We start from the raw sequence: 23092 nt of genomic DNA, 5'->3' as shown, positions 1-23092 counted from the left end.
GGCCGTTCGTGAATCCGCACGCACTCAACCATTCCGATTCCGATCATGAGCACCACAGCCATACCCGAGAAATCCGCGCGTTTCGCGCGGCGCCACTGGATCGCCGCCGGCGTCTTCATCCTCGTCATCGCGCTTGCCGGATTCGGCTGGCGGTGGTGGACGGTCGGCCGCTTCATCGAGCACACCGACGATGCGTACGTGCGTGCTGACATCGTGACCGTCAGCCCGCGCGTGGCCGGTTATGTCGCGCGTGTGGCCGTCGACGACAACCAGCCCGTGAAGCGTGGCGACGTGCTCGTCACGCTCGACGATCGCGACTATCACGCGAAGCTCGACGATGCGCAGGCAGCCGTCGCCGCGGCCGATGCGACGCTGCAGGCCGAGGAAGCCGCGGCCGCGACGCTCGACGCGCAGGTCGGCCAGCAACGCAGCGTGATCGAGCAGGCGCAGGCCGACGCGGCCGCCGCGCGCGCCGAAGCCGCGCGGCGCGATGCCGATGCGGTGCGCTACAAGCAGTTGCTTGCCGAATCGGCCGCCAGCGGGCAGCGCTGGGAACAGGCGCATGCCGATGCGTTGAAGGCACGCGCGGAACTGGCCCGCGCGAGCGCGGCCGTGCGCGCGCAGGACGACCAGCAGACGGTGCTGCACCGGCGCCGCGCGCAGAGTACCGCCGCGATCGAGCAGGCGCGTGCGCGGCTCGCGGCATCCCGCGCGAAGCTTGCGCTGGCGCAACTCGATGTCGAGCACACGGTGATCCGCGCGACACGCGACGGCACGATCGGCCAGCGCGCGGTGCGCGCGGGGCAGTACGTCGAGGTCGGGATGCCGTTGCTCGCGGTCGTGCCGCTGCGCGATGTGTACGTCGTCGCGAACTTCAAGGAGACGCAGCTCGGCGCGATGCACGATGGGCAGCCGGTCGAGATCGATGTCGATACCTACTCGGGCCGCACGCTGCACGGCCGCGTGCTCGGGCTCGCACCGGGCTCGGGGGCCGAATTCGCGCTGCTGCCGCCGGACAATGCGACCGGCAACTTCACGAAGATCGTGCAGCGCGTGCCCGTGAAGATCCGCCTCGATGCGCCGCCGTCGGGCCTCGTGCTGCGGCCCGGGATGTCGGTGATCGCGCGTGTCGATACGCGCGGCGCACCGGGAGCCGGATCGTGACGGCCGCAACCGGGCAGGCTGCGCAGGCCGAGCACGACGAAACCGTTTCGCTGCGCGCGTGGGTCGCGGTGCTCGGCGGCGTGTTCGGCTGCTTCATGGCGGGGATGAACGTGCACGTGACGAACGCGTCGCTACCCGACATCCGCGGTTCGCTGGGCGCGAGCTTCGAGGAAGGTTCGTGGATCTCGACCGCCTATCTCGTCGCCGAGATCGTCGTGATTCCGCTCACCGGCTGGCTCGTGCAGGTGTTCTCCGCGCGCCGCGTGTTGCTCGTCGGTGCAACGGGGTTTCTTGCGTTTTCGATCGCGTGCTCGGTCGCGCCGACCATCTCGTCGATGATCGTCGCGCGCGCGCTGCAGGGCGCGTTCGGCGGCGTGCTGATTCCGCTGTCGTTCCAGCTGATCGTCACCGAACTGCCGCCGTCGAAGCATCCGTTCGGCATGGCGCTGTTCGCGGTCGCGAACAACGTCGCGCAGGCGGCCGGGCCGTCGCTCGGCGGCTGGCTCACCGACATGTATTCGTGGCGCTGGATCTTCTATCTGCAGATTCCGCCCGCGATCGCGCTGATCGTGGCGATCGCGTGGGCGATCCGCCCGCTGCCCGTACAGTTGTCGAAGCTGCGCCAGGCCGACTGGTTCGGGATCGCGACGATGGCGATCGGCTTGAGCGCGCTGCAGATCGTGCTGGAGGAGGGCGGCCGCAAGGACTGGTTCGCGTCCGACCTGATCGTCGAGTTGTCGATCGTCGCGGTGGCGGGGCTCGTCGCGTTCGTCGCGATCGAGCTGCGGCGCAAGGAGCCGTTCATCAACCTGCGGCTGCTCGGACGCTACAACTTCGGGATCGCGAGCCTGATGCAGTTCCTGTTCGGCGCGGTGGTGTTCGGCGTCGTGTTTCTCGTGCCCAACTACTTCGCCGAGCTGCACGGCTACAGTGCGCGCGACATCGGCCTCGCGATGATCCCGTACGGGATCGTGCAGTTCGTGATGTCGTTCCTGACGCCGCCGCTGATGCGCCGCACGAGCCCGCGCGCGACGATCGTGCTCGGCTTCGTGCTCGTCGCGGCCGGCTGCCTGATGAACATCCACCTGACCGCCGACGCCGCGTCGAACGTGATCGTGCCGTCGCTCGTCGTGCGGGGGATCGGGCAGTCGCTCGTCGTGATCGCACTGTCGGTGATGGCCGTCGACGGAATCGAGAAGGCGCAGCTCGGCTCGGCGTCCGGCGTGTTCAACATGGTACGCAACGTCGGCGGCGCGATCGGCATCGCGGTGGCGAGCCAGATCGTCGTCGAGCGGCAGAAGCTGCACGCGATGCGGATTGGCGAGGCCGTTTCGCCGTTCTCGGAAGCCTTTCAGGAACGCATGGCGATGCTGGCACGGCTGCTGTCGCGCGTGCATGTGCCACGTGCCGATGCGTTGCCGGGTGCGTCGACCGGCGGCGTGCACGAGCTGGCACTCGCGCTCGTGAACCAGCGCGTGATGCGCGAGGCGCTGCTGATGGCGTACAGCGATACATTCCTGATCGCGGGTGTCGCGATGGCGGGATGTACGGCGGCGGCGTTCGTGTTGAAGGGGAAGAAGAAAGCGTGATGGGGACAGACGCCCGATGTTGAAGCCTGATATAGCTGACAGGCGATGACTTGTCGCAATGAGCGTATCGTGCAGGCATCGCGCGCGAGGTCGCTCTCCCGCGCCCATCACCATGAGGAGTGCGGCATGTCGAAGGACGATTCCCTGAGGGGGCCGGTCAAGGAGCAGGCACAGGCAGCGGACCGCCACAACCTGGCGCGGCCGGCTGCGAACGGCGCGCTGTGGGCGCGCGGCCTCACGACGCAACGGGTCGCCGACCTGTTCAGGACCCTGCAGGGGTTGCCGGGGCACTGGATGCAGTTGCAGAACGAAGTCAACGCCGGGAATCGCTATTTTTACGGCGTGCAGAACGGCAGCGTGACGACCGACGAAGGGAAGGCGCTGATCCGCTGGATCGCCAAGGCAGTCGTGAGCGCCGCCGGGGAGGCACAGTTCGACTTCCCGCTGCAGCAACTGCGTTTCACCGCCGACATGGGCTGGTTGAAGCTCCAGCGTGTGCAAGGGCGTGTGATGGTGTTTTCGCAGCCCTGACTGCCTGTTCCGGGGCATCGTCGACACCCGGGGCGATGAGTACGTTGTCGGTGTATCGAGGATGATCGTGGCGAGCCGGCACGTTGCGCCGGCTCGCCGGTGACGGGCATGCGGCGTCGGCCGGGCCCGGCCGCCACCCCCCCCCGACCGCCACACACGCCCGTCCGTCCATTCCGCCGGCTGTCAGACCGACACCGTGATGCCTGCCGAACGCGGCGGCGCCGCAGGCCGCACGACGATTTCCACATGCTGGCCCAACGACGCCAGTGTCTGCATCAGCAGTTCCAGCGAAACGTTCCGAAGCCTTTCGCGTTGCTCGGGCGTGACGACCGGCCGGGCCATTTCCGTGAGCGCCGCAGCCTCGTCGTCGCTCAGGCCGCGCGAGACGATCAGTGCGTTGAGTTTCAGGACGAGCGCAGACTTGGCCGATAGCGCGCCAGCATCGTCGAGGCCGAAGTCAGCCGGAAAGTGGGAAGCGTGTTGGCGCGAGTCGTTGTAGTTCATTACGCACCTCCGTTGATCACTGAAAACTGCGGCCGCGGCTGTGTTGTCGCGCGATCGGCATCCTGTCCGACATCGTCGCCGTGCGCCTCTTCGATCGGCGTGATCACCAGCCGCTTGTGCGTGACCTCGATCTGCAAGCGCTGCTCGGGTTCGAAACCCGCTGCCTCGATCCAGCGGCCGGACAGCTTCATCCATAGATGGAGGACTGGCGGTGCGATGTCGGCGAGCCTGACGTGCGGGACGATGCGGCGAGTCTGAAAAGACGTTCGAGGGGGCACGAAACAATCGTGAAAACGAACCGGTGCGTTATGATTCGCGTCAGCCATGACTGACTCCCATGATGAGTGGGTTGTGGTCAGCGGCCCGCAGGTGCTCTAACATCAGCGGGCCGCGCTCGTTTACGCAGCGAATTTCGATCGGCGTCCCGCCACATGATTGGCAGGACGAAATGAAATGAGATTCCTCGCGAAAACGTGCAATCACTCTAGCCGAGATCGGCCGCTGTCAGGTGCGGGTCTGGAGCGTCGTCGTCGGCACTGACGGTCGCACCGATCTTGCATGCTTGCTGCGTAACGATTCCACGGCGATCGCGCTGGCCGGACGCATCATCACATCGTTGGCGATATGTCAGAAAGCGTGTCGGTCGAATGCTTCGACCCGACAGCCGCACGTTGCACGAGGATGTCATTCGCGCCGCGCAGGTAACGCCCGACCTTGCTCGGGAGCGCCACCGTGCCGTCCCCCACGCCGGCCCCGACTCACGCGTGCAGCGCGTCCATCTGCCGGCGTGCGTTCGCGAGTCCCGCGTCGAAACCATGCGGCTTCATGTCGAGCCCTTCCGCGTAGACGAATTCCACATCGGAGATACCCATCAGGCCGAGCACGGCACGCAGGTACGGCGTGACCGCATCCGTTTCCTGGCCGACATGCACGCCGCCGCGGGAACTGAACACGATCGCGCTGATGCCTTCGACGAGCCCCACCGGGTAGGTCTCCGTGTACCGGAACGTCACGCGTGCGCGCGCGACGAGGTCGAACCAGTTCTTCAACTGGGTCGGCACGTTGAGGTTGTACATCGGCGCGCCGATCAGCAGCAGGTCGCTGCCCTTGAGTTCGGCGATCAGTGCGTCGGACAGCACGATCGCACGTTGCGCGCGCTCGCTCGGATTGGCCGCGCCGCGCAGCGCGTGAAACAGTTCGCTGTCGAGCATCGGCAGGTCGGTGTCGACGAGATTGCGCACGATCACGTCGTCGGCATGGCCGTTGGCCTGGCGCTCGGCCAGGAACGTGTCGATCAGCGCCCCGGTTTGCGACTGACTGCCGTTGATGCTGGATTTGAGGACGAGGATCCGTGCCATGCGGGGTGCTCCGTTGCGAATGTAAGGACTGGAATCGATCCTAGCATCCACTTTTTATCGCCAAAAGCGATAAGATCGACGCACTGTGTAGCGTTTTTATCCCCAATCGCATGCGAAACAACCTGAAGGGCATCGACGTCTTCGTCGCCGCGGCGGAAGCGAGCAGCTTCGCGCAGGCGGCCGACAAGCTGCACATCACGCGTTCGGCGGTCGGCAAGAGCATCGCGCGCCTCGAAGAGCGGCTGGGCGTCGTGCTGTTTCAGCGGACGACGCGCAGCCAGAGCCTGACCGACGAAGGTGCGTTGTTCTACGACCATTGCCTGCGTGCGATGGAGCAGATCCAGGCGGGCGAGGCGCTGCTGGAAACCGGCAAATGGCAGATGAAGGGGTGCCTGCGCGTGTCGATGCCGACGCTCTTCGGGCATCTCTGCGTGGCGCCGATCCTGATCGAACTGGCGAAGGCGCATCCCGAGCTCGATCTCGACCTGTCGTTCAGCGATCGTTCCGTCGATCTGGTCGAAGAGCGTTTCGATCTGGCGGTGCGCGTCGGCACGTTGCCGAACAGCAGCGGCCTGGTGGCGCGTCCGCTGGGCGAGCACCGGATGGCGTTCTGCGCATCGCCGGCGTACCTGAGCCGCTGCGGCGAGCCTGCGACCTATGAAGCACTCGAACGGCACAAGGCGCTGGCCTATACGCGTTTCGGCCAGGTGCATCGCTGGCACGTGATCGTCGACGGCCAGCGCGTGGAACTGCAGCCCGCCGTCCGCCTGCTGTCCGACGATTTGAGCGCGCTGATGGATGCGGCCCTCGCGGATCTCGGTGTCGCGTGGCTGCCGTACTGGCTGGTGCGCGACGCGTTGCGCAGCGGCACGTTGCGGGAGCTGCTGCCCGATCGGCCGGGCGTGATCTTTCCGATCCAGGCGGTGTGGCCCTACACGCTGCATCTTCCGCTGAAAGTCCGGGCCGCCGTCGATGCGCTGCGGGAACATCTCCCGGCCCGGCTGGCCGCGGTCGAGGCGCGGATGTGATGCGCGGCGCTGCCGCCCTGCGGCCGATGCGCGTTACTGGCCGAAGCGGTCCGCCACGGCATCCTTCAGCCGCGCGGCGGTGATCTCGCCCATGTGCGATTCGACGAGGTTGCCTTGCGCGTCGAAGAAGAGCGTCGTCGGCAGCCCGCGCGAACCGTAGGCTTTCATCGCGTGCAGCGTGCGATCGAGCAGCACGTGATCGAAGCGCAACCCTTTCTGTTCGAGGAACGCGCGCACCGCTTGCGCGTCTTCGCCCTGGTTGACCATCAGCACCGTCATCCCCGGATGATCCTGCTGCGCTTGCGCGAGGATCGGCATTTCGCGCTGGCAAGGCGGGCACCATGTCGCCCAGAGATTCACGACGACGGGCTTGCCCGCGAAGCGTTGCACCGGCACCGGCGTGGCGTCGAGCGCTTCGAGCTGCAACGCGGCGAGCGGCGGCGCGCTGTGCTGCAAGGTCGCGAGCGTGCCCTGCGCGATGCCCCATGCGGCGAGGCCCGCGAGCATGCCGGCCATCACCGGGCGACGCAGCGCAGGCAGGCGGCGCAGGCGCCAGCCCGCGAACACGATCGCGGCTGCGAGGCCGATGCGCCAGTCGAAGCCGCCGTCGCCGAGCGCGATGATCGAGCGCGGCGCGGCGGCGTACTCGTGCCACCACTGCGCGACATAGCCGATACGCGCGGCGAGCAGGCCGAACAGCAGCACGTCGAGGATCAGGCTCGATGCGGTCTTGTGCTGGCCGTCCGGCGGGCGGCGCTGGATGAAACGGGCGACGAGCCACGCGAGCAGCGCGGCGACGGCCACCGCGACGACGCGGATCGAGAAGGGACCGATGCTTAACATGAACAGGAAAGAGGTGGCGTGATCGGGCGGGGGGCACGACGATGATCGGCCGATGACGATGCAGCCGTCAATGGTCGAGCGGCGTTTCGACACCGCCTGATGCACGCGGGTTCCCTTCGTGACTCGCCTGCGCCAAAGGGAGTCCGGCGGCTTCGATGCTCGCGCCCGCCGGCATCGTCAGGAGGACGTTGTTTCGTGCGGGTAGGCGATGAATCGAAAGGCGCGTTACGGGCCCTTGGTAGCCGCTGCCTCGCCGAGCCGATACGCCGTGAAGAACTCGTACCAGGGCGACCCTTGCGCGACCGGCACGTTGAGCGCCGCCGTCCGCCGCTTCAACGCGCCGAACACGTCGTTGATACGCGCCGTCTGCCCCGCATCGCTGAACGGATAAGGCCGGGCCCGGCCGGCCGCGAATGTGCCGTACGCGATCGCGAGCAGGCGCGCGCTGTCGTCGGTCGCGGCGATCGAGCCGTTGATCGTTTCAACGAGGCGCGGCCGGTCTTCTGCGCGCGACCCGGACAGGCACAGGAACACGAGCGCCGACAGTTCGTGCAGATCCTTCACCCGCAACAGGCCCGGCAGCCGCGCGACGATCCGCTCGACCGGTTCGTCGCGCAGTGCATCGCCGAAGTCGAGTACGGCGGTCATCGGGTTCGTGTCCGCTTTCATGCGGTCGAGCGCCGACGGGGCGGCCGACGCGCTGGCACTGTCCGGTGACGCGGATCGCGCGGACCGCAGCGCATCGGCCACCTGCTGCGTCCATTCCGGAAAGATCATCCGCACGCTGCCGAACTGCTCGCCGCCTTCCGCCGCCGGATTCCATCGATAGACGATCGTGCCGCCGCGAATGAATGGCGAATACAGGTGCTCGGGCGTTTGCGGCAGCGGCCGCCGGTTGATCGGCAGCCAGGCGAGCGTCAGCCAGTCGTAGCGGCCGGTGGCGGGCACGGACGGGCTCGAACTTGCGACGACCTGCCACGTGCCGCGATTCGCATAGCGGCGCCGCGCGTCGGGCACCGCGACGGTCTGGCCTTTCGCGGTGTCGAAGTACGTCGTGCCGGTCACGTTCGTGCCGCTGTCCGCGGCCGGCGTGAGGGTGGAGATGACCCACGACGCGCCGTCCGCCGAACGGTAGTCGGACGGCTTCAGCGTCGCGACGTCGTGCACCATGCGCGTTTCCGCCGCGACGGGGCTCGGCGGGACATCGGCGGGCGTGGCGAGGATGCTTGCCATGGGATTTCCTCGGATTCGGGTGCGCATCGTCGAGCGGGGACGACGTGCGGCGCGCGGTTTGTTTTATGTCACTGTAGAACGTTGCCGCCGGAAACGGAACCGGCGAAGCGGTGCAACCCGCTCACGGGTTCCGCCGCTTCGGCTTACCATGCGCATCCTGAGCCAACGACGCACACCGGGTGGGAGCGCACATGACCGACACGACAGCCATCACCGAACACTGGACACAGGTCGCCGACCAATGGATCGGCTGGGCCGGCAAGCCGGGGCACGATGCGTTCTGGAAGTATCGCGCGGGGCTCGCGGCGTATCTCGGCCGCGACACCGGCCGCGCGCTGGAGATCGGCTGCGGCGAAGGCCGTGTGAGCCGCGAGCTGAAGGCGCTCGGCTACGATGTGACCGCGAGCGACGTGGTGCCCGCGATGCTCGACGCCGCGCGTCACGCGGATTCCGCGCATCGCTACGAGCTGGCCGACGCGGCGTCGCTGCCGTTCGACGCGGCCAGCTTCGATCTGGTGATGGCGTACAACGTGCTGATGGATCTCGACGACATGCAGCGCGTGTTGATCGAGGCGCGTCGCGTGCTGAAGCCAGGCGGGACGCTGTTCATCTCGCTCGTGCATCCGTTCCGCGATCGCGGCGGCTTCGCGGGGCCGCAACCCGATGCGCCGTTCGTGCTGACGGGCAGCTATTTCGGGCGCGAGCACTTCGATGGCGTGGAAACGCGCGACGGGCTGTCGATGCACTTCGCGGGGTGGTCGCTGCCGTTGCAGGCGTACATGGAAGCGCTGGAAGCGGCCGGGTTCGCGATCGTGTCGCTGCGCGAGCCGCCGCCCGATCACGCGGATACGGACCAGTTGAAGCAGTGGGCGCGCGTGCCGCTGTTTCTGTGGATCAAGGCGCGGCCGGTGGGTTGAACGTGTCGCCCCGAGGATCCAAAGATCGAGCGAAAGGATGATCTTGTATCCCGGGGGCGACCAGGTTTGCCGAGGCGGCTGTTCCCGGGAGGGGCATGGCGTCCAATCGGGCGGGGCAATCCGTGAGACGGCGCTTGCCCACGTTTCTTCGTGCACCTCAGCGCGACAGCTCCTTCCGGTAGAGCACGGCTCCCGGCTTTGCCGCGACGGTGTCATAGAGCCGCATTGCCGTGTGATTCGTCTCGTGTGTCTGCCAGTACACGCGTTCGGCGCGGTGGGCGCGCGCGGCGTCGTACACGGCTTCGATCAGTGCGCGGCCGACGCCCTTGCCACGCTCGCTGTCGAGCGTGAACAGGTCCTGCAGGTAGCAGGTCGGCCCGATGTGCGTCGTGCTGCGGTGATAGAGGAAATGCACGAGCCCGACGAGCCGGCCGTCGCGCTCGGCGACGCGCGCATGCACGGGTTCGTAGCCGTCGAAGAAGCGCGACCAGGTGAGCTGCGTGACGGCCAGCGGCAGCGCGGTACTGTCGAAGCGGCCGTAGAAGCGGTTATAGCCGTCCCACAGGGGCAGCCACTGGTCGTAGTCGTCTTCCGTGACCGCGCGTACGGTCAGTCCGGTGTCGTTGGCGTTCATGTTGGCGGACCTGTCGATGAGAAGGGCGCGCGCCGCCGATCCGGCCGGCGCGTCGCAGGGCTCTACGATAGGAAGTTCGCGGCCCCATGGGTAGGCCCATGACGACGGCATTTCCTGGTGCCACGATCCGCACAATTCTCACGACGCCGGCCGTCAGCCAGAACCTGCGGTGATCACGCCGGCTGCGCCTGGGGCTGTCGGGTTCAGCCCGCGCGCATCCCTGGCTGTGGGCTTTCTTTTGCGCGCCACCGCCGCCACGGCATTTCTTTCATTCTGTTAGACTTTTTCGCCCATCGCTGCCATCCGGGCTGCGCCGTGCCCGGTTCATCCCGCCATGAACGAAACCCGTGCGTCGCATCCGATCACCGAGGTCCTGCAGGCCTACTGGAAGGCCGATCGCCTGATGTTGCTGACGGTCGTCGCGGTCGTCGTCCTGTCGAGCGCGAGCGCGGTTGCCGCGCCCTATCTGTTCTCGCGCCTGATCGACGCGCTGTCGCACCGCGGCGTGCTCCACGCGCTGATCCCGGGCTTCGTGCTCTACGCGGTGCTGCTGGGCCTCTCCAGCGCGCTGCAACGCGTGGTGCAGTACCTGGCGTTCATGAGCTCGGAGAATCTGGGCTTCATCACCAGCACGCGTTTTTTCGAGCGCATCCTGAAGAAGACCACGGCGTTCTTCGTCGAGCACAATCCCGCGGAAATCCAGAACGCCAACGAGCGTGGCAGCCGGGCGCTGTCGGTGCTCGTGCAACTGGGGCTGATGGATCTGATCCCCGGCACGCTGCAGATCGTGCTGACGCTCGTCACGCTCGGCGCACTGATCAATCTCGAGGTCGTGGCCATTACCGCCGCTTACGGTGCGGCCGCGGTGACGATCGCGATCGTTGCCGCGCGGCGCTCGCGCGCGTTCCTCGACCGCGCGATCGAGGCCGGGCAGGAGAACGCGCGTTTCGTCGGCGGCGCGATCAACGCGATGGAGACGCTCCGGCATTTCGGCAGCCATCGCTGGATGAGCGAACGTTTCTCGGAGAAAGCGCGCGTCGAGCGCGACAGCTGGCGCGCGTACGTGCTGCAGCACGTCGGCTATCTCGCGCTGCTGGGCCTCGGCCTCGCGATCCAGTTCTCGGTGACGTTCTGGCTGCTGCTGCCGCGCCATGCGGCGGGTGAGTTGTCGATCGGCGACATCGTGCTGTTCAACACGTTGCTGTTGCAGTTGAACCTGCCGTTCGAAATGATCGCGCGCGCCGTCGACGAGTGCGCCCGCTCCCGCGCAGCGCTCGTACCGTTCGCCGCGCTGTGGACGGCGCCCGAGGAGCGGCAGGTGTCGCACGCGTCGGCGTTCGCGCCGCAGGACGGGCGCATCGTGTTCGATCGCGTCGCCTATGCGTACGACAACGGTCGCGGCGTGACCGATGTCGACTTCGTCGCCGAACGTGGTGCGATCACGTTCCTCGTCGGCGAAACCGGCGCGGGGAAATCCACCGTCTTCAAGCTCGCGCTGAAGTCGATCGAGCCGACCGGCGGGCGCATTCTGGTCGACGGCGTCGATCTCGCGGCGATCGATCGCGCCGACTGGTACGGTGCGGTCGCCGTCGTGCCGCAGGATGTAGTGCTGTTGAACGAAAGCCTGGAAGACAACATCCTGCTCGGCCGGCCGCGCGATGCGCAGCGCCTGCGCGAAGCGGCAGCGAAGGCGACGATCCTGACGTTCATCGAGCGTTTGCCGGACGGCTTCCGCACCACGGTGGGCGAGCGCGGGTTGAAGCTGTCCGGCGGCGAGCGCCAGCGCATCGCGATTGCCCGCGCGCTGTACGGCGATCCGACCGTGCTGTTTCTCGATGAAGCGAGTTCCGCGCTCGACGAAGCCACCGAGCGCGACATCATGGAGCACGTGCGACTGCTGGCCCGCGACGTCACGGTCGTCGCGATCACGCACCGGCGCTCGGTCATCGGGCCGGACGACAAGGTCGTGCGGCTCGGCGATACGCGCGTGCCGGCGTAGGGCCGCACGGCCACGTTCGCAGGTTTTGCAGGCCGCCGCCCTTACCCGCGCAGCGGCGGATTGAGTTGCGCGAACGCCTGCTGGCGGCGATACGGGAAGTACGGATAAGGCGCTTCCACCGCGCTTGCCGCGTCGAGCTTCGCGACCTGCGCATCGGTCAGTGCCCAGCCGACCGCACCGAGGTTCTGCCGCAGTTGCTCCTCGTTGCGCGCGCCGATGATCACCGACGACACGGTCGGGCGCTGCAGCAGCCAGTTCAGCGCGATCTGCGGCACGGTCTTGCCGGTTTCCTCGGCGATCGCGTCGAGTGCGTCGACCACGTCGTACAGGCGCGCGTCGTCGACCGGCGGCCCGTAGCTGGCCGTTTCATGCAGGCGGCTGCCTTCGGGCAGCGGCGCGTTGCGCCGGATCTTGCCGGTGAGCCGGCCCCAGCCGAGCGGGCTCCAGACGAGCGCGCCGAGCCCCTGGTCGGCGCCGAGCGGCATCAGGTCCCACTCGTAGTCGCGACCGACGAGCGAGTAGTAGACCTGGTTCGCCACGTAACGCGACCAACCATGCTGATCGGCCACGGCCAGCGATTTCATGATCTGCCACCCCGCGAAGTTCGACACGCCGATGTAGCGCAGCTTGCCCGCGCGCACGAGATCGTCGAGCGTCGACATCACTTCCTCGACCGGCGTGCCCGCATCGAACGCGTGGAGTTGCAGCAGGTCGATGTAGTCGGTGTCGAGGCGGCGCAGTGCGTCGTCGACGGCGCGGACCAGCCGCGCGCGCGACGTGCCCGCGTCGTTCGGGCCGCTGCCGGTCGGCAGGCCCGTCTTCGTCGAGATCAGCACCTGGTCGCGACGCCCCTTGAGCGCGGCGCCGAGCACGCGCTCGGATTCGCCGTCCGAATACACGTCGGCCGTGTCGAACAGGTTCACCCCCGCTTCGACGCAGATGTCGATCAGGCGGCGCGCTTCGTCGACGCCCGTGTTGCCCCATGCGCTGAACAGCGGGCCGGTGCCGCCGAACGTGCCGGCGCCGAAGCTCAGGACGGGAACCTTGAGGCCGGAGCGGCCGAGGGTGCGGTATTCCATGGCGGGTTTCCTTTGGATGTTCGAGGTGCCGAGTGGGGCCGCGAGGCCAGTGTTGGCACACTGTATCGCTTGCGGATATTTCGGATAATTGGGCAGACTTCGAAAATATCGTTCGGAAGAGGCGAATAATGCTGCTCGACAATCTCGCGCTGTTCCTGCGCATCGTGGAGAAGGGCGGACTGGCCGCAGCGGGCCGTGAGTTCGGGCTGTCGCCGGCCACCGTGTCCGAGCGTCTGACGGCGCTCGAGCGCCACTACGGCGCGGCGCTGCTCACGCGCACGACGCGCGCGATCAGCCTGACCGACGAAGGCCGCACGCTCGTCGACGGCGCGCGGCGCCTGCTGGCCGAGGCCGACGAACTGGAAAGCCGCGTGCGGCTCGGCGTGCAGACCCTGTCGGGGCCGGTGCGCCTGAGCGCGCCGGCCGATCTCGGCCGCGAGCGCGTGGTGCCGGTCGTCGACGCGTTCCTGGCCGAGCATCCGGGCGTCACGGTCGACCTGCATCTCGGCGACGGTTACGTCGATGTCGTCGGGCAAGGGCTCGATTTCGCGATCCGCCGAGGGGTGCTCGCCGACAGTTCGCTGCGCAGCCGCTCGCTCGGCCGTGCGCGGCGCGTGGTGTGCGCGTCGCCCGCGTATCTCGCGGCGCACGGCACGCCGCAGCATCCGGACGATCTCGCCGCGCACGACTGCATCGTGATGCGCTTCGGGTCGGACCTGTATGCCGAATGGCCGTTCAGCATCGATGGCGAACCCCGGCGCGTGACGGTGCGCGGCCGGCGTGTGGCCAACGACGGCGCGCTCGTACGCGCGTGGTGCGTCGCGGGGCACGGCGTCGCGCTGAAGTCGCTGGTCGACGTCGAGCAGGATCTGGCGTCCGGCGCGCTCGTCGAAGTCCTGCGCGCGTTCTCGCCGGGCGACGTCGACTTGCAGATCGTCTATCCGGGCAACGCCGTGCAGCCACGGCGCGTGCGTGCGCTGATCGACAGGTTGGCGCAGGTGCTGGGAGGCGCGTAAAGGAACTGGCGGGGTTCATGCGATCCGGCGAGCGTTGCGGCAGTGTGTCTTGCCACGATCGCATCGAAGGCCGACGTGACGATCGGGCGTGCGACGTCGTGGGTTGAAACCCGTGTTCGATCGATTGCACACATTTCGTCATTTAGCTAATATTCGAAACGTTAATCGAGCTCCGCATTCTCATGGACGACGTCACCCGCATCAGCGCACTGGCCAACGAAAGCCGCCTGGCCGTGATGCGCTGGCTCAAACAGCCGCGCAAGCATTTCCCGCCGCAGCCACACGGCGATTTCGACGAACTCGGCGTGTGCTGCACGTACATCACCGAGAAGCTCGGCATCGCGCCGGCCACGACCACGCGCCACATGCGCATCCTCGCGGATGCCGGGCTCGTGTGCGCGACCCGCGTCGGCAAGTTCACGTACTACAAGCGGATCGACGGCGCGCTGCAGCAGCTCGGCCACGATCTCTCGCAACTCTGACTCCTACCGAGGCAACCGACATGGACGAACTTGCATTGCTGGCCGACGCCGACCGGCGCGCGCACGCGTATCTGGCCGCGACGAACGAGCGGCGCGCGTTTCCCGATGCGGCCGCATTGGCCGGTCTTGCGGCGTTCGACGAGCCGCTGCCCGATACGGGCCATCCGGCCGACGACGTGCTGCGCCTGCTCGACGAACGCGGTACGCCCGCAACCGTCGCGTCGAACGGCCCGAACTACTTCGGCTTCGTGATCGGCGCCGCGCTACCGGCCGCGGCGGCGGCCGAGCGGCTGATGCTCGCGTGGGACCAGTGCGCGTCGTCGTATGCGAATTCGCCGGTGGCCGCGACGATCGAGCGCCAGGCCGCGCGCTGGGTCGTCGACGTGCTCGGGTTGCCCGAAGGCAGCGCGGTCGGTTTCGGCACGAGTGCGACGGCGTGCACGCTCGTCGCGCTGGTGGCCGCGCGGCGCGCGCTGCTCGCGCGCAAGGGCTGGGACGTCGACGAGGACGGCCTGATCGGCGCGCCCGAAGTGAAGGTCGTGATCTCCGAGCTTGCCCACATCACGGTGAAGAAGGCGCTGCGCGTGCTCGGTTTCGGGATGAAGCGCCTCGTCGTCGCGCCGGTCGACGCGCACGGCCGCATCGATCCGGCGGAGCTGCCGCCGCTCGACGACATGACGATCCTCTGTGTGCAGGCCGGTGAAGTGAACACCGGCGAGTTCGATCCGTTCGCGGCGCTGATTCCGCCCGCGAAGGCGGCCGGCGCGTGGGTGCACGTCGACGGCGCGTTCGGCCTGTGGGCCCGCGCATCGTCGAAGCGCGCGCTGACGGACGGCATCGAAGGCGCGGACAGCTGGACGACCGACGGCCACAAGTGGCTCAACACGCCGTACGACGGCGCGATGGTGATCTGCCGCGATGCGGACGCGCTCGCGACCGCGATGAACAGCGACGCCGTCTACCTGAGCGGCGCGCAGGACGCGCAGAAGAACCTGAACCTCGAATTCTCGCGGCGCGCGCGCGGCATTCCCGTGTGGGCCGCGCTGCGTTCGCTCGGCCGTGCCGGCGTGGCGACGATGGTCGAGCGGCATTGTGCGCAGGCGGCGCGGGTCGCGGACGGCCTGCGTGCCGCCGGCTACGACGTGCTGAACCGCGTCGTGTTGAACCAGGTACTGGTGCGCGCCGGCACCGACGATGAAACGGCGGCGATCCGCGAGGCCGCGCAGGCGTCGGGAGAAGTATGGTTCGGCGCGACGGTGTGGCAGGGGCGGCCGGCGTTCCGGATCAGCGTGTCGTCGTGGCGTACCGAAGACGCGCACATCGATCGTCTCGTGGCATTGCTGACGCAACTGCGCGGCGTGCACGTGCGCTGAGCGGCGGCGGTGCGGCGCACGGAGATTCACTCACGCGCGCCGCGCTCCCCGCAAAAGCGCCGCATCCCTCGCCTCGTCAGCGCACCGCGTCGGGAAACGCGTGCATCGAGAACTCGAACGCGGCTTCCGCCAGTGCCTCGATCTCCGTCTCGCCACCTTCCAGATGACCGTCGATCCACAGCATCGCGAAGCCGTGCACGAAGCTGCGCACGCCGACGCTGAACGCGCGGATCTGCTGCTCGTCGATGGTGGATCCCACCATCCTGCGGATCGCCTGCGTCGTCACCTCGCTGTTCTCGCGCCGGGCCTGGACGAGTTCGGCATCGTCCCGGTGCTGGACCGCAAAGCCGCCGTACATGAGCCGGAACAACTCGGCATGCGTGTGCGCGAACTTCACGTGGGCCAGCCCGCCGGCCCGAAACGCGTCGCGCGCCGACGTACCGCGTGAAATTTCCGCGGCAAACGCGTCGATCTGCACTTGGGTCAGGCGCCGGAAGCCTTCGACCACCAGCGCGACCAGCAACGCCTCCTTGTTGACGAAGTGGCGATAGACGGCCGAATCCGACACGCCCAGCTGCGTCGCCAGATGACGCACGCTCAACTCCCGCCCGTTCGCGTGCTCGAGCGCGGCAAAGGCCAGATCCAGCACGGCCTGCCGCAGGTTGCCGTGGTGGTAGCCCGCTTTCTGATTCCCGGGGTTTCTACTCATTTGACAGTGTTCAATGTCACGTTCGACAATGTTTGCAACTCAAACATTGTCGGTTCTGGCGATGCCCGCCCTTGATTCGTTGACGAAGGATATCTGGACTGCATCGGTCCCTCATTCTTTCATGGGGCTGCATGTCGGTACGCGCATGACGGTCGTCCGGCTATCGTCGGGCAGCCTGCTGCTGCATTCGCCGGTGCCGCTGGATGGCGGGTTGCGCGCGGAAATCGATGCGCTCGGCGAGGTCGGCCACATCGTCTGCCCGAACCTGTTTCATCACCTCTACGCGGCCGGCGCGGTCGCCGCGTATCCGCGCGCGCTGCTGCACGGCCCGGCCGCGCTGCAGCGCAAGCGCAAGGATCTGCGCTTCGACGCGGTGCTGACGGACGTGCCGCATCCGGCGTGGCAGGGCGACTTCGAACTGCTGACGATCGAAGGCTGCCTGCTGCGCGAGACGGTCTTCTATCACCCGGCCAGCCGGACGCTGATTGCCTGCGATCTCGTCGAGAACTTTCACGCGTCGCCGCACTGGTTGACGCGGCACTACCTGCGCCTGGGCGGCGTGCTCGGGCAGGTCGGCTGGCATCCGTTGCTGCGCGTGGTCTATCGGGACCGGCGCGTGGCCCGCGCATGCGTCGACCGGCTGCTGGAATGGCCGTTCGAACGCGTGGCGCTCGCGCACGGCGACCCGCTGACCGAGCATGCGCACGACGCGGTGCGGCAGGGCATGGCGTGGCTTTGAATCCACCGATAACGACGCAGGATCAGGGAGAGACGGGATGGCAGGATCGAATGACATCGGGCACCCGGCGGCGCAGGCTGCCGCCGTCGCGGCGCGTGCCGGCGACGTGCCGGGCGGCCGCCTGCGCACGTGGGCCATCGTGGTGTTCGTGGCGTTTGCCATCGTCACCGTCCTCTACGCGCTGACGGCCATCGCGACCGGGCAAGCGAATGTCGGCGCGGTATCGGGCGATGCGCTGCTGCATGCGCGCGAACAGCTTCGCGCGATGTCGATCGCCGGCGCCGATCCCGGCTGGGGGCAGGTGTTCGGCACCGACGATCCGTTCATCTGGATCGCGGCCAGGCTGACGTCGGCGCGGCTCATGTTCGGCGAGAACGGCTTCTACGACACCGTGCTGTATTACGCGCGGATGCCGAAGGCGAACATCGTCATCCTGTCGCTGCACAACATCATGGGCGGCACGTGCATGCTGCTGGGCGCGCTGCAGTTCTGGCCGGCGCTGCGCCGCAACTATCCGCGCTGGCATCGCACGGCCGGCGTGGTCTACATGGTCTCGTCGCAGCTCGCGATGATCGGCGCGATGACCTACATGGTGCGCACGCCGGTCGCGATGATGTACGACACGCTGACGTTCGCGACCGGCCTCTGGTTTCTCGCGCTGGGCGTCACGGGCTCGCTGTGGATGTCGATCCATCACCTGATCCGCCGCGAGATCGCCCAGCATCAGGCCTATATGGCGATCAACTACGGTTTCCTGCTCACGGCGCCGTTTACGCGCATCGACTGGATCTGGGCCGCGATGGTCTATCCGGACGTCAACCAGAACACGTCCAATTTCTCGGCGGTCGCCGTGCTGATCGCGCAATGCATGCTCTTCGGCTACCTGCTGCTGTGCATGAATCGCTGGTTCCAGAAGACTCGCCCGGCCACGGGCCGCACCGGCCCGGTGTTCCCGGCCGCGTTGACGGAGGCCGTTGCCAACGCGGGGGTCGCGGTGCTGTCGGTGCTGAGCATCGCCGCGCTGGCCGCCGTCGTGGATCACTACCTGGTGACGCCGGGCCTCGACCAATTCCAGGGCGGCAAGGACTGGATTCCGGCCGGCCTCGCCGCGTTCCAGGGCAGCGTGCTGCGGGCGGCGCCCGGTTCTCGCTGGCTCTATGCCGTCAGTGCGATCGGTGTGTGCGCGCTCGCGCCGTTCCTGCTGCGCGCCGCGTTCATCGGGAAGCCGCAGCCCGCGCGGATGATGCGGCACGCGGCCGCGACCGGCGTGCTGACTGCCGCAAACGGCGCCGTGTTGCTGTACTGGGGGCAATTGCTGGGCGGCCCGACCGCGATCACGTCGTCCGGCGGGACGCCGTTCCAGATGAACGGTGCATTCGAACTGTTCTTCGCGGTGCTGCTGCTGTGGGGTGTGATGCGTGAGCGCCATGCACTCGTCAAGGAGTGGAGCCTGTTCGCCATTCTCTGTGTGCTGGCGCTACCGAGTTTCTATGCGCTCGTGCCGCTGGTCGGGTGGATCTATCTTCAGATCGGCATGCCGGATCTGCAGCACTACGTCGAGATCACCAGCGTCTATCGCGTGGCGATCAGCGTCGGCCTGATCCTCGCGATGCTGGCGGGCTCGCTTTACGCCGTCTACGGCAGCGCGACGCAGGAGAAATTCGCGCGCTAGTTGCGCTCGCTTGTTCGCGCGGAGCAGAGGCGATGGGCGGGCAACGGGGCGGTGCGTGCGGATGACGACGGACCGCCTGTCGTTTTTCCGTCGAACCGCGCCCCTTGCCCACAGGAAAATATCGGACAATGGCCGGCACGCGCGCCGTGCCGGCCTGGGTGGCTCGCTCGATCGAAGCATGACGCCAACGAGAGAACCCCCATGTCGACCCATTCCCCCCGTGAACTGTTGAAGGCCGCCGATATCGCGAAGATGGAACCGACGCGCGCGGTGCATTCGCTGAATCCCAATGCCGTTCGTCTCAAGCGACAACTCAGCGATCTGACCGGCCTGACGCAATTCGGTGTTCACCTGCTCACGCTGATGCCCGGTCACGAATCGGCCGAGTATCACCGTCACCTGTACGAAGAAGAGTTCGTGTACGTGCTGTCCGGTACGGGCGCGGTCACGATCGGCGAACGCACCGATGCAATCGGGCCCGGCGATTTTCTGGGCTTTCCGCGCGGCGGTGAAGCCCATACGGTGCAGAACACCGGCGATACGCCGCTGGAGCTGCTCGTTGGCGGGCAACGTCTCGAACACGACGTCTGCGAATACCCGCGAGTCGGCAAGCGGCTCTATGTCGCGGGCGAGCTCGAGGATTATGTCGATCTGCCGAAGCAGGCCTGACCCGGCCCGCTTGCGCTCGCTCGACGACTCGCCCCGGACGGGGCCTGCGGCAGAAATGTCCGAAACGGGTCGATTTTTCTCGGAGCGGTGCCTGGTGGCAAGAGCCCGTTCATCGCACGGCTCGACCGCACGTTCGATCCGGCCAACCGGCCGACCTTCCTCAACAACCAGGGCATTTCAGGCCTGACCGGCCGCAGCGCCCCGTTCTTCGCGGGGAGCGAGCCGGCGAACCATTTGCCGTATCTGCACGACGTAGCGGGCATGCCGTCGAAGACGCAGGACCGCGTGTGCACGGTGATGGACGACATGGATGCGCTGACGCCGACTGCCGGCCACTCCAGCTTCACCGATGCAATCCCGGCGGCGGTTGCCGCCCCGTTCGTGTCAACGGGGTTCGTCGCGCTTATGATGCGGGAACGCCACCGACAGGGTTCCCCGATATGGACGCGCCGCTCCCGCCGATCTCTGCCCCGATTCCCGAAACGGAACCTGAAACCGAAGCCGTTGCCGAGCCGCGCGCGTCGCGCCTGCATCGGCCGGTCGCGCTCGTCACCGGATCGACGTCGGGGATCGGCGCGGCGATCGCGCGCCGCCTGGCGGCGGACGGCTATGCGGTGATCCTGCATTCGCGCAGCTCGGCCGACGTAGGGCGCGCGATGGCGCGCGAACTTGGCGCGGTCTATGTGCAGGCCGATCTCGCCGACGATGCCGAACGCGTGCGGCTGATCCGCGACGCACTGGCCGTGCACGGGCGGCTCGACGTGCTGGTCAACAACGCGGGCGTCAGCCGCGTGATTCCGCACGACGATCTCGCCGCGGCGACCCCTGACGTGTGGCAAGAGATGCACGAGATCAACGTGATCGCGCCGTTCCGGCTCGTCGCCGAGGCGGAGGCCGCGCTGCGCGAGGCGGCGTCGCACGGGCGGGCCGGGTGCGTGGTGAACGTCAGCTCGCATGCGGGCGTGCGGCCGAAGGGCGCATCGATCCCGTATGCGGCGGCGAAAGCCGCGCTCAATCACACGACGCGGCTGCTCGCGCGCACGCTCGCGCCGGCGATTCGCGTCAATGCGGTCGCGCCGGGGCTCGTCGATACGCCGCTCACGGCCGACTGGACAGACGCGCAGCAGCTCTGGCGCGAGCGTGCGCCGATGCGCCGTGCGGCGACGCCGGACGACATCGCGCAGACGGTCGCGATGCTCGTCGCGTCCGATTACGTGACGGGCGAGATCGTGATGCTCGACGGGGGAATGAACCTGACGTGATGCAGCGATTCAATGATGCGGTGATGCGGTGAAGCGGTGAAGCGGTGAAGCGGTGAAGCGGTGAAGCGGTGAAGCGGTGAAGCGGTGCAGCGGTGCAGCGGTGAAGCAGTGAAGCGGCCGCGCACCCGCGCGCAGTTGTCACGCGTAATTACCGCGACCGCTTGCTTGCCGGACTGCGCGATCAGCCGAGGCGCGATCGCAGTTGCGCGAGCGCCTGATCGTGCGTGCGCTCGAACTTCAGCGGCGTGACCGCGACATACCCTTCGCCGAGCGCGACCGTTTCCGAATCCGCATCGTCGTCGCGCGGCGCGCGCGAGAGCTTCAGCCAGTGGTATTCGAAGTCGCGCGGGTCGCGCCCCGACACGATCTCGACGCCCTGCAGCGTGCCGGCACCCTGGTTCGTCACCTTCAGCCCTCGCACTTCGTCGGCGGGCCGCGGCGGGAAATTCACGTTCAGGCACGCGTCGCTGTCCCAGCCGGCGGCAACGAGCCGGCGAATGACGTCCGGTGCATGCGCGAGTGCGGTAGCCCACGGCACCGCGTTGCGATCGATGAAGGCCTGGCTCAGCGCGATGGCCGGGACGCCGACCAGCATGCTCGTCATCGCGGCACCCACCGTGCCGGAAAACACCGTTTCGGTGCCGAGGTTCCCGCCGCGATTCACGCCGGACAGCACGATGTCGGGCCGCGCGTCCTTCATCAGATGGCTGATCGCGATCGCGACGCAATCGCCGGGCGTGCCACGCACCGCGAAGCGGCGTTCGCCCTTGCGATGCACGCGCAGCGGGTCGTGCAGGCTCAGCGAATGCGACGTGCCGCTCTGGTCTTCCGCCGGCGCGACGATCCACACTTCGCGTGCCAGTTGAGTGGCGACCTGTTCGAGCACGTCAAGGCCGGGGGCGTCGAATCCGTCGTCGTTGGTGAGCAGGACACGGTCGAACAGCGGGCGGGTTTCTTGCATCGGGACGATCCTCGCGGAGATGGGTAATGAGCGGGAAGTACAGCGTGGCGCAAGCCACAAGGCTAGCATTCCCGCGTGAGGATCGTCGTGTCGCGCGCTCGGCGCGGAGGTGAAAACGGGCGCATCGCGCGCCCGTTGATCGGTGTTCGTGCCGCGGCGTGCGCGGCGGGTCGGAACCGCTCAGCCGAGCAGGTGCCGCAACAGGCCGGCCGATACGACGCCGACGATGACGGTCGGCAGGATCGACAGGCGCGTCGCGGCAATCAGCGTGACGGCGAGCGCGAGCAGGTCGGCCGGGCGCGTCGACACGAAGGCCGGCGCGATCACCGAGATCAGCACGCAGCCCGGCACGTTCTCCATCACCGACGCCATCCGCGGGCTCAGCGTGCGGTTGCGCAGCAGCACGTAGCCGAGGATGCGCGACAGATAGGTGGTCGACGCCATCAGCACGATCGTCGCGACCGTGCTGAAATCCGGGAAATCAGGCATCGCGCGGCTCCCACAGCAGCGCGGCGATCAGCCCCGCGCAGGCGCCGGCCGCGACGTACCACGCGCCGGGCACGGCCAGGTGCGTGGCCGCCGCGACGACGAGGCTCACGAACCACGGGCGGCTCGCACGCATCCCTTTCCACATCCCGCGCAGCAGCACCAGGAACACGGCGGTGAATGCCATGTCGAAGCCGTACTGCTCGACGTTGCCGATCGTCGGGCCGACTGCCGCGCCGAGCGTGGTCATCGAGATCCACGTCAGGTAGAGCCCCACGCAGATGCCCGCGTAATAGGGCACGCTGATGTGCGTGGCCGAGCGCGCCCGGGCGTCGGCGAGCGACATCGCCCAGCTTTCGTCGCACATGAAGAACAGTGCGAACAACGCGCGGCGGCGCGGCAGGCGGCGGATATACGGCTCGAATGCGGCGCCCATCAGGATGTGGCGCGAATTCACGAGGAACGACATCGCGACGATCAGCGCGATGTGCGGCGGCGACGTCCACAGATGAATCGCCGCGAATTCGGAGCCGCCGCCGAAGTTCATGCCGGTCATCATCGGCACTTCGAACAGGCTCAGCCCTTTCTGCGCGGCCTGCGCGCCCAGCACGAGCGCGAACGGCACGAAACCCAGCATGACGGGCAGCGCCGCGCGCAAACCGCGACCCATCTCGGCGACATAGGCGGGCTTGTCGCGAAGCCCTGACGACGTTGAAACGCTACTGCTCATTACTCCTCCTTCGGGGGAGGAATTGTCTGCTTTTTTGACTCGAATCGGGTTGCGTTGTGGCCAGATTTTTCTCAGAATTTGGCATTGAACGCGTGATACGCGATTTTTTTGGAA

General features: G+C 67.5%; 25 protein-coding genes. 14 read left to right on the top strand and 11 right to left on the bottom strand.

Features of this window, described 5'->3' with window-relative positions:
* Positions 1 to 45 precede the first annotated feature (45 nt).
* The 3 genes from LGN19_RS33630 to LGN19_RS33620 all read left to right on the top strand — a co-directional run bounded on the left by LGN19_RS33630 (position 46) and on the right by LGN19_RS33620 (position 3284).
* Positions 46 to 1164 (top strand): HlyD family secretion protein, encoded by a 1119-nt coding sequence (locus LGN19_RS33630; RefSeq protein WP_226219550.1) that lies wholly within the window; start codon positions 46 to 48, stop codon positions 1162 to 1164.
* Positions 1161 to 2753 carry a DHA2 family efflux MFS transporter permease subunit gene (locus LGN19_RS33625; protein ID WP_174956713.1) on the top strand — a complete coding sequence of 531 codons (1593 nt, stop codon included), beginning with the start codon at positions 1161 to 1163 and terminating at the stop codon, positions 2751 to 2753. The genes LGN19_RS33630 and LGN19_RS33625 overlap by 4 nt, the downstream gene beginning before the upstream one ends.
* A 126-nt stretch (positions 2754 to 2879) precedes the next feature.
* Positions 2880 to 3284 (top strand): peptide ABC transporter ATPase, encoded by a 405-nt coding sequence (locus LGN19_RS33620; protein ID WP_122948580.1) that lies wholly within the window; start codon positions 2880 to 2882, stop codon positions 3282 to 3284.
* A gap of 183 nt (positions 3285 to 3467) precedes the next feature.
* Here LGN19_RS33620 and LGN19_RS33615 read toward each other — a convergent pair whose 3' ends face one another.
* The 3 genes from LGN19_RS33615 to LGN19_RS33605 all read right to left on the bottom strand — a co-directional run bounded on the left by LGN19_RS33615 (position 3468) and on the right by LGN19_RS33605 (position 5146).
* Positions 3468 to 3788, bottom strand: coding sequence for a helix-turn-helix domain-containing protein (locus tag LGN19_RS33615; protein ID WP_174956714.1), 321 nt, complete (start codon positions 3786 to 3788; stop codon positions 3468 to 3470).
* Positions 3788 to 4114 (bottom strand): SymE family type I addiction module toxin, encoded by a 327-nt coding sequence (locus LGN19_RS33610; protein ID WP_226219548.1) that lies wholly within the window; start codon positions 4112 to 4114, stop codon positions 3788 to 3790. Before LGN19_RS33610 ends, LGN19_RS33615 begins: the two co-directional genes overlap by 1 nt.
* 432 nt (positions 4115 to 4546) lie before the next feature.
* Positions 4547 to 5146, bottom strand: coding sequence for an NAD(P)H-dependent oxidoreductase (locus tag LGN19_RS33605; RefSeq protein ID WP_122948582.1), 600 nt, complete (start codon positions 5144 to 5146; stop codon positions 4547 to 4549).
* 110 nt (positions 5147 to 5256) lie between these two features.
* On the opposite strand from LGN19_RS33605, the gene LGN19_RS33600 reads away from it, so the two are divergent.
* Complete coding sequence (locus LGN19_RS33600; protein WP_226219546.1) at positions 5257 to 6174, top strand: LysR family transcriptional regulator; 918 nt, start codon at positions 5257 to 5259, stop codon at positions 6172 to 6174.
* Between the two features lie 33 nt (positions 6175 to 6207).
* Here the strand turns inward: LGN19_RS33600 and LGN19_RS33595 are convergent, their stop codons facing one another.
* A complete protein-coding gene (locus LGN19_RS33595) occupies positions 6208 to 7017 on the bottom strand; it encodes a TlpA disulfide reductase family protein (protein WP_226219544.1) in 810 nt (269 codons plus the stop codon).
* Between the two features lie 225 nt (positions 7018 to 7242).
* Positions 7243 to 8250, bottom strand: a complete 1008-nt coding sequence (locus LGN19_RS33590) for a hypothetical protein (RefSeq protein ID WP_226219542.1) — start codon at positions 8248 to 8250, stop codon at positions 7243 to 7245.
* A 191-nt stretch (positions 8251 to 8441) separates the two neighbouring features.
* Between LGN19_RS33590 and LGN19_RS33585 the strand changes: the two genes are divergently transcribed.
* Positions 8442 to 9167, top strand: a complete 726-nt coding sequence (locus LGN19_RS33585; protein ID WP_226219540.1) for a class I SAM-dependent methyltransferase — start codon at positions 8442 to 8444, stop codon at positions 9165 to 9167.
* 157 nt (positions 9168 to 9324) lie between these two features.
* Here LGN19_RS33585 and LGN19_RS33580 read toward each other — a convergent pair whose 3' ends face one another.
* Positions 9325 to 9801, bottom strand: a complete 477-nt coding sequence (locus LGN19_RS33580; RefSeq protein ID WP_174956718.1) for a GNAT family N-acetyltransferase — start codon at positions 9799 to 9801, stop codon at positions 9325 to 9327.
* A gap of 334 nt (positions 9802 to 10135) precedes the next feature.
* Between LGN19_RS33580 and LGN19_RS33575 the strand changes: the two genes are divergently transcribed.
* Positions 10136 to 11800, top strand: coding sequence for an ABC transporter ATP-binding protein (locus LGN19_RS33575; protein WP_226219538.1), 1665 nt, complete (start codon positions 10136 to 10138; stop codon positions 11798 to 11800).
* A gap of 41 nt (positions 11801 to 11841) precedes the next feature.
* Here LGN19_RS33575 and LGN19_RS33570 read toward each other — a convergent pair whose 3' ends face one another.
* Positions 11842 to 12879, bottom strand: a complete 1038-nt coding sequence (locus LGN19_RS33570) for an aldo/keto reductase (RefSeq protein WP_174956720.1) — start codon at positions 12877 to 12879, stop codon at positions 11842 to 11844.
* A 128-nt stretch (positions 12880 to 13007) separates the two neighbouring features.
* Between LGN19_RS33570 and LGN19_RS33565 the strand changes: the two genes are divergently transcribed.
* The 3 genes from LGN19_RS33565 to LGN19_RS33555 all read left to right on the top strand — a co-directional run bounded on the left by LGN19_RS33565 (position 13008) and on the right by LGN19_RS33555 (position 15750).
* Complete coding sequence (locus LGN19_RS33565; RefSeq protein ID WP_175222209.1) at positions 13008 to 13895, top strand: LysR family transcriptional regulator; 888 nt, start codon at positions 13008 to 13010, stop codon at positions 13893 to 13895.
* A 182-nt stretch (positions 13896 to 14077) separates the two neighbouring features.
* Entirely contained in the window at positions 14078 to 14377 is a 300-nt protein-coding gene (locus LGN19_RS33560) for an ArsR/SmtB family transcription factor (protein WP_226219537.1), read from the top strand.
* A gap of 20 nt (positions 14378 to 14397) precedes the next feature.
* Positions 14398 to 15750 carry a pyridoxal phosphate-dependent decarboxylase family protein gene (locus LGN19_RS33555; RefSeq protein WP_226219535.1) on the top strand — a complete coding sequence of 451 codons (1353 nt, stop codon included), beginning with the start codon at positions 14398 to 14400 and terminating at the stop codon, positions 15748 to 15750.
* Between the two features lie 76 nt (positions 15751 to 15826).
* Here LGN19_RS33555 and LGN19_RS33550 read toward each other — a convergent pair whose 3' ends face one another.
* A complete protein-coding gene (locus LGN19_RS33550) occupies positions 15827 to 16459 on the bottom strand; it encodes a TetR/AcrR family transcriptional regulator (RefSeq protein ID WP_226219533.1) in 633 nt (210 codons plus the stop codon).
* A 13-nt stretch (positions 16460 to 16472) separates the two neighbouring features.
* Here LGN19_RS33550 and LGN19_RS33545 point away from each other — a divergent pair, with 13 nt between their 5' ends.
* The 5 genes from LGN19_RS33545 to LGN19_RS33525 all read left to right on the top strand — a co-directional run bounded on the left by LGN19_RS33545 (position 16473) and on the right by LGN19_RS33525 (position 20801).
* Positions 16473 to 17198 carry a DUF4336 domain-containing protein gene (locus LGN19_RS33545; RefSeq protein ID WP_319000676.1) on the top strand — a complete coding sequence of 242 codons (726 nt, stop codon included), beginning with the start codon at positions 16473 to 16475 and terminating at the stop codon, positions 17196 to 17198.
* Between the two features lie 37 nt (positions 17199 to 17235).
* A complete protein-coding gene (locus LGN19_RS33540) occupies positions 17236 to 18870 on the top strand; it encodes a DUF2306 domain-containing protein (RefSeq protein ID WP_226219531.1) in 1635 nt (544 codons plus the stop codon).
* 201 nt (positions 18871 to 19071) lie between these two features.
* Positions 19072 to 19539: a cupin domain-containing protein gene (locus tag LGN19_RS33535; RefSeq protein WP_089453894.1), complete on the top strand. Its 468-nt coding sequence runs from the start codon at positions 19072 to 19074 to the stop codon at positions 19537 to 19539.
* Between the two features lie 87 nt (positions 19540 to 19626).
* Positions 19627 to 20157 carry a glycoside hydrolase domain-containing protein gene (locus LGN19_RS33530; RefSeq protein ID WP_226219530.1) on the top strand — a complete coding sequence of 177 codons (531 nt, stop codon included), beginning with the start codon at positions 19627 to 19629 and terminating at the stop codon, positions 20155 to 20157.
* The gene (locus LGN19_RS33525) at positions 20067 to 20801 is read left to right on the top strand and encodes an SDR family NAD(P)-dependent oxidoreductase (protein WP_226219580.1); all 735 of its coding nucleotides are present in this window, start codon (positions 20067 to 20069) and stop codon (positions 20799 to 20801) included. Before LGN19_RS33530 ends, LGN19_RS33525 begins: the two co-directional genes overlap by 91 nt.
* A 181-nt stretch (positions 20802 to 20982) precedes the next feature.
* Here LGN19_RS33525 and surE read toward each other — a convergent pair whose 3' ends face one another.
* The 3 genes from surE to LGN19_RS33510 form a co-directional block, all read right to left on the bottom strand.
* Positions 20983 to 21762 carry a 5'/3'-nucleotidase SurE gene (gene surE, locus LGN19_RS33520; protein WP_122948596.1) on the bottom strand — a complete coding sequence of 260 codons (780 nt, stop codon included), beginning with the start codon at positions 21760 to 21762 and terminating at the stop codon, positions 20983 to 20985.
* Between the two features lie 180 nt (positions 21763 to 21942).
* Positions 21943 to 22251 (bottom strand): AzlD family protein, encoded by a 309-nt coding sequence (locus tag LGN19_RS33515; RefSeq protein ID WP_069250570.1) that lies wholly within the window; start codon positions 22249 to 22251, stop codon positions 21943 to 21945.
* Positions 22244 to 22978: an AzlC family ABC transporter permease gene (locus LGN19_RS33510; protein ID WP_174939530.1), complete on the bottom strand. Its 735-nt coding sequence runs from the start codon at positions 22976 to 22978 to the stop codon at positions 22244 to 22246. The genes LGN19_RS33515 and LGN19_RS33510 overlap by 8 nt, the downstream gene beginning before the upstream one ends.
* Positions 22979 to 23092: the final 114 nt, after the last annotated feature.

Source organism: Burkholderia sp. AU30198, from assembly GCF_020419825.1.
Taxonomy (GTDB): domain Bacteria; phylum Pseudomonadota; class Gammaproteobacteria; order Burkholderiales; family Burkholderiaceae; genus Burkholderia.
The sequence above is the reverse complement of the archived record's forward strand: the minus strand, read 5'-3'. Positions and strand labels throughout refer to the sequence as shown.

What these genes read in the sequence shown, in the direction of transcription:
- LGN19_RS33630 (WP_226219550.1), top strand. Translation starts at nt 46, where the DNA reads ATGAGCACCACAGCCATACCCGAGAAATCCGCGCGTTTCGCGCGGCGC.
- LGN19_RS33620 (WP_122948580.1), top strand. Translation starts at nt 2,880, where the DNA reads ATGTCGAAGGACGATTCCCTGAGGGGGCCGGTCAAGGAGCAGGCACAG.
- LGN19_RS33615 (WP_174956714.1), bottom strand. Translation starts at nt 3,788, where the DNA reads ATGAACTACAACGACTCGCGCCAACACGCTTCCCACTTTCCGGCTGAC.
- LGN19_RS33610 (WP_226219548.1), bottom strand. Translation starts at nt 4,114, where the DNA reads ATGGCTGACGCGAATCATAACGCACCGGTTCGTTTTCACGATTGTTTC.
- LGN19_RS33605 (WP_122948582.1), bottom strand. Translation starts at nt 5,146, where the DNA reads ATGGCACGGATCCTCGTCCTCAAATCCAGCATCAACGGCAGTCAGTCG.
- LGN19_RS33600 (WP_226219546.1), top strand. Translation starts at nt 5,257, where the DNA reads ATGCGAAACAACCTGAAGGGCATCGACGTCTTCGTCGCCGCGGCGGAA.
- LGN19_RS33595 (WP_226219544.1), bottom strand. Translation starts at nt 7,017, where the DNA reads ATGTTAAGCATCGGTCCCTTCTCGATCCGCGTCGTCGCGGTGGCCGTC.
- LGN19_RS33590 (WP_226219542.1), bottom strand. Translation starts at nt 8,250, where the DNA reads ATGGCAAGCATCCTCGCCACGCCCGCCGATGTCCCGCCGAGCCCCGTC.
- LGN19_RS33585 (WP_226219540.1), top strand. Translation starts at nt 8,442, where the DNA reads ATGACCGACACGACAGCCATCACCGAACACTGGACACAGGTCGCCGAC.
- LGN19_RS33580 (WP_174956718.1), bottom strand. Translation starts at nt 9,801, where the DNA reads ATGAACGCCAACGACACCGGACTGACCGTACGCGCGGTCACGGAAGAC.
- LGN19_RS33575 (WP_226219538.1), top strand. Translation starts at nt 10,136, where the DNA reads ATGAACGAAACCCGTGCGTCGCATCCGATCACCGAGGTCCTGCAGGCC.
- LGN19_RS33570 (WP_174956720.1), bottom strand. Translation starts at nt 12,879, where the DNA reads ATGGAATACCGCACCCTCGGCCGCTCCGGCCTCAAGGTTCCCGTCCTG.
- LGN19_RS33565 (WP_175222209.1), top strand. Translation starts at nt 13,008, where the DNA reads ATGCTGCTCGACAATCTCGCGCTGTTCCTGCGCATCGTGGAGAAGGGC.
- LGN19_RS33560 (WP_226219537.1), top strand. Translation starts at nt 14,078, where the DNA reads ATGGACGACGTCACCCGCATCAGCGCACTGGCCAACGAAAGCCGCCTG.
- LGN19_RS33555 (WP_226219535.1), top strand. Translation starts at nt 14,398, where the DNA reads ATGGACGAACTTGCATTGCTGGCCGACGCCGACCGGCGCGCGCACGCG.
- LGN19_RS33550 (WP_226219533.1), bottom strand. Translation starts at nt 16,459, where the DNA reads ATGAGTAGAAACCCCGGGAATCAGAAAGCGGGCTACCACCACGGCAAC.
- LGN19_RS33545 (WP_319000676.1), top strand. Translation starts at nt 16,473, where the DNA reads ATGTCACGTTCGACAATGTTTGCAACTCAAACATTGTCGGTTCTGGCG.
- LGN19_RS33540 (WP_226219531.1), top strand. Translation starts at nt 17,236, where the DNA reads ATGGCAGGATCGAATGACATCGGGCACCCGGCGGCGCAGGCTGCCGCC.
- LGN19_RS33535 (WP_089453894.1), top strand. Translation starts at nt 19,072, where the DNA reads ATGTCGACCCATTCCCCCCGTGAACTGTTGAAGGCCGCCGATATCGCG.
- surE (WP_122948596.1), bottom strand. Translation starts at nt 21,762, where the DNA reads ATGCAAGAAACCCGCCCGCTGTTCGACCGTGTCCTGCTCACCAACGAC.
- LGN19_RS33515 (WP_069250570.1), bottom strand. Translation starts at nt 22,251, where the DNA reads ATGCCTGATTTCCCGGATTTCAGCACGGTCGCGACGATCGTGCTGATG.
- LGN19_RS33510 (WP_174939530.1), bottom strand. Translation starts at nt 22,978, where the DNA reads ATGAGCAGTAGCGTTTCAACGTCGTCAGGGCTTCGCGACAAGCCCGCC.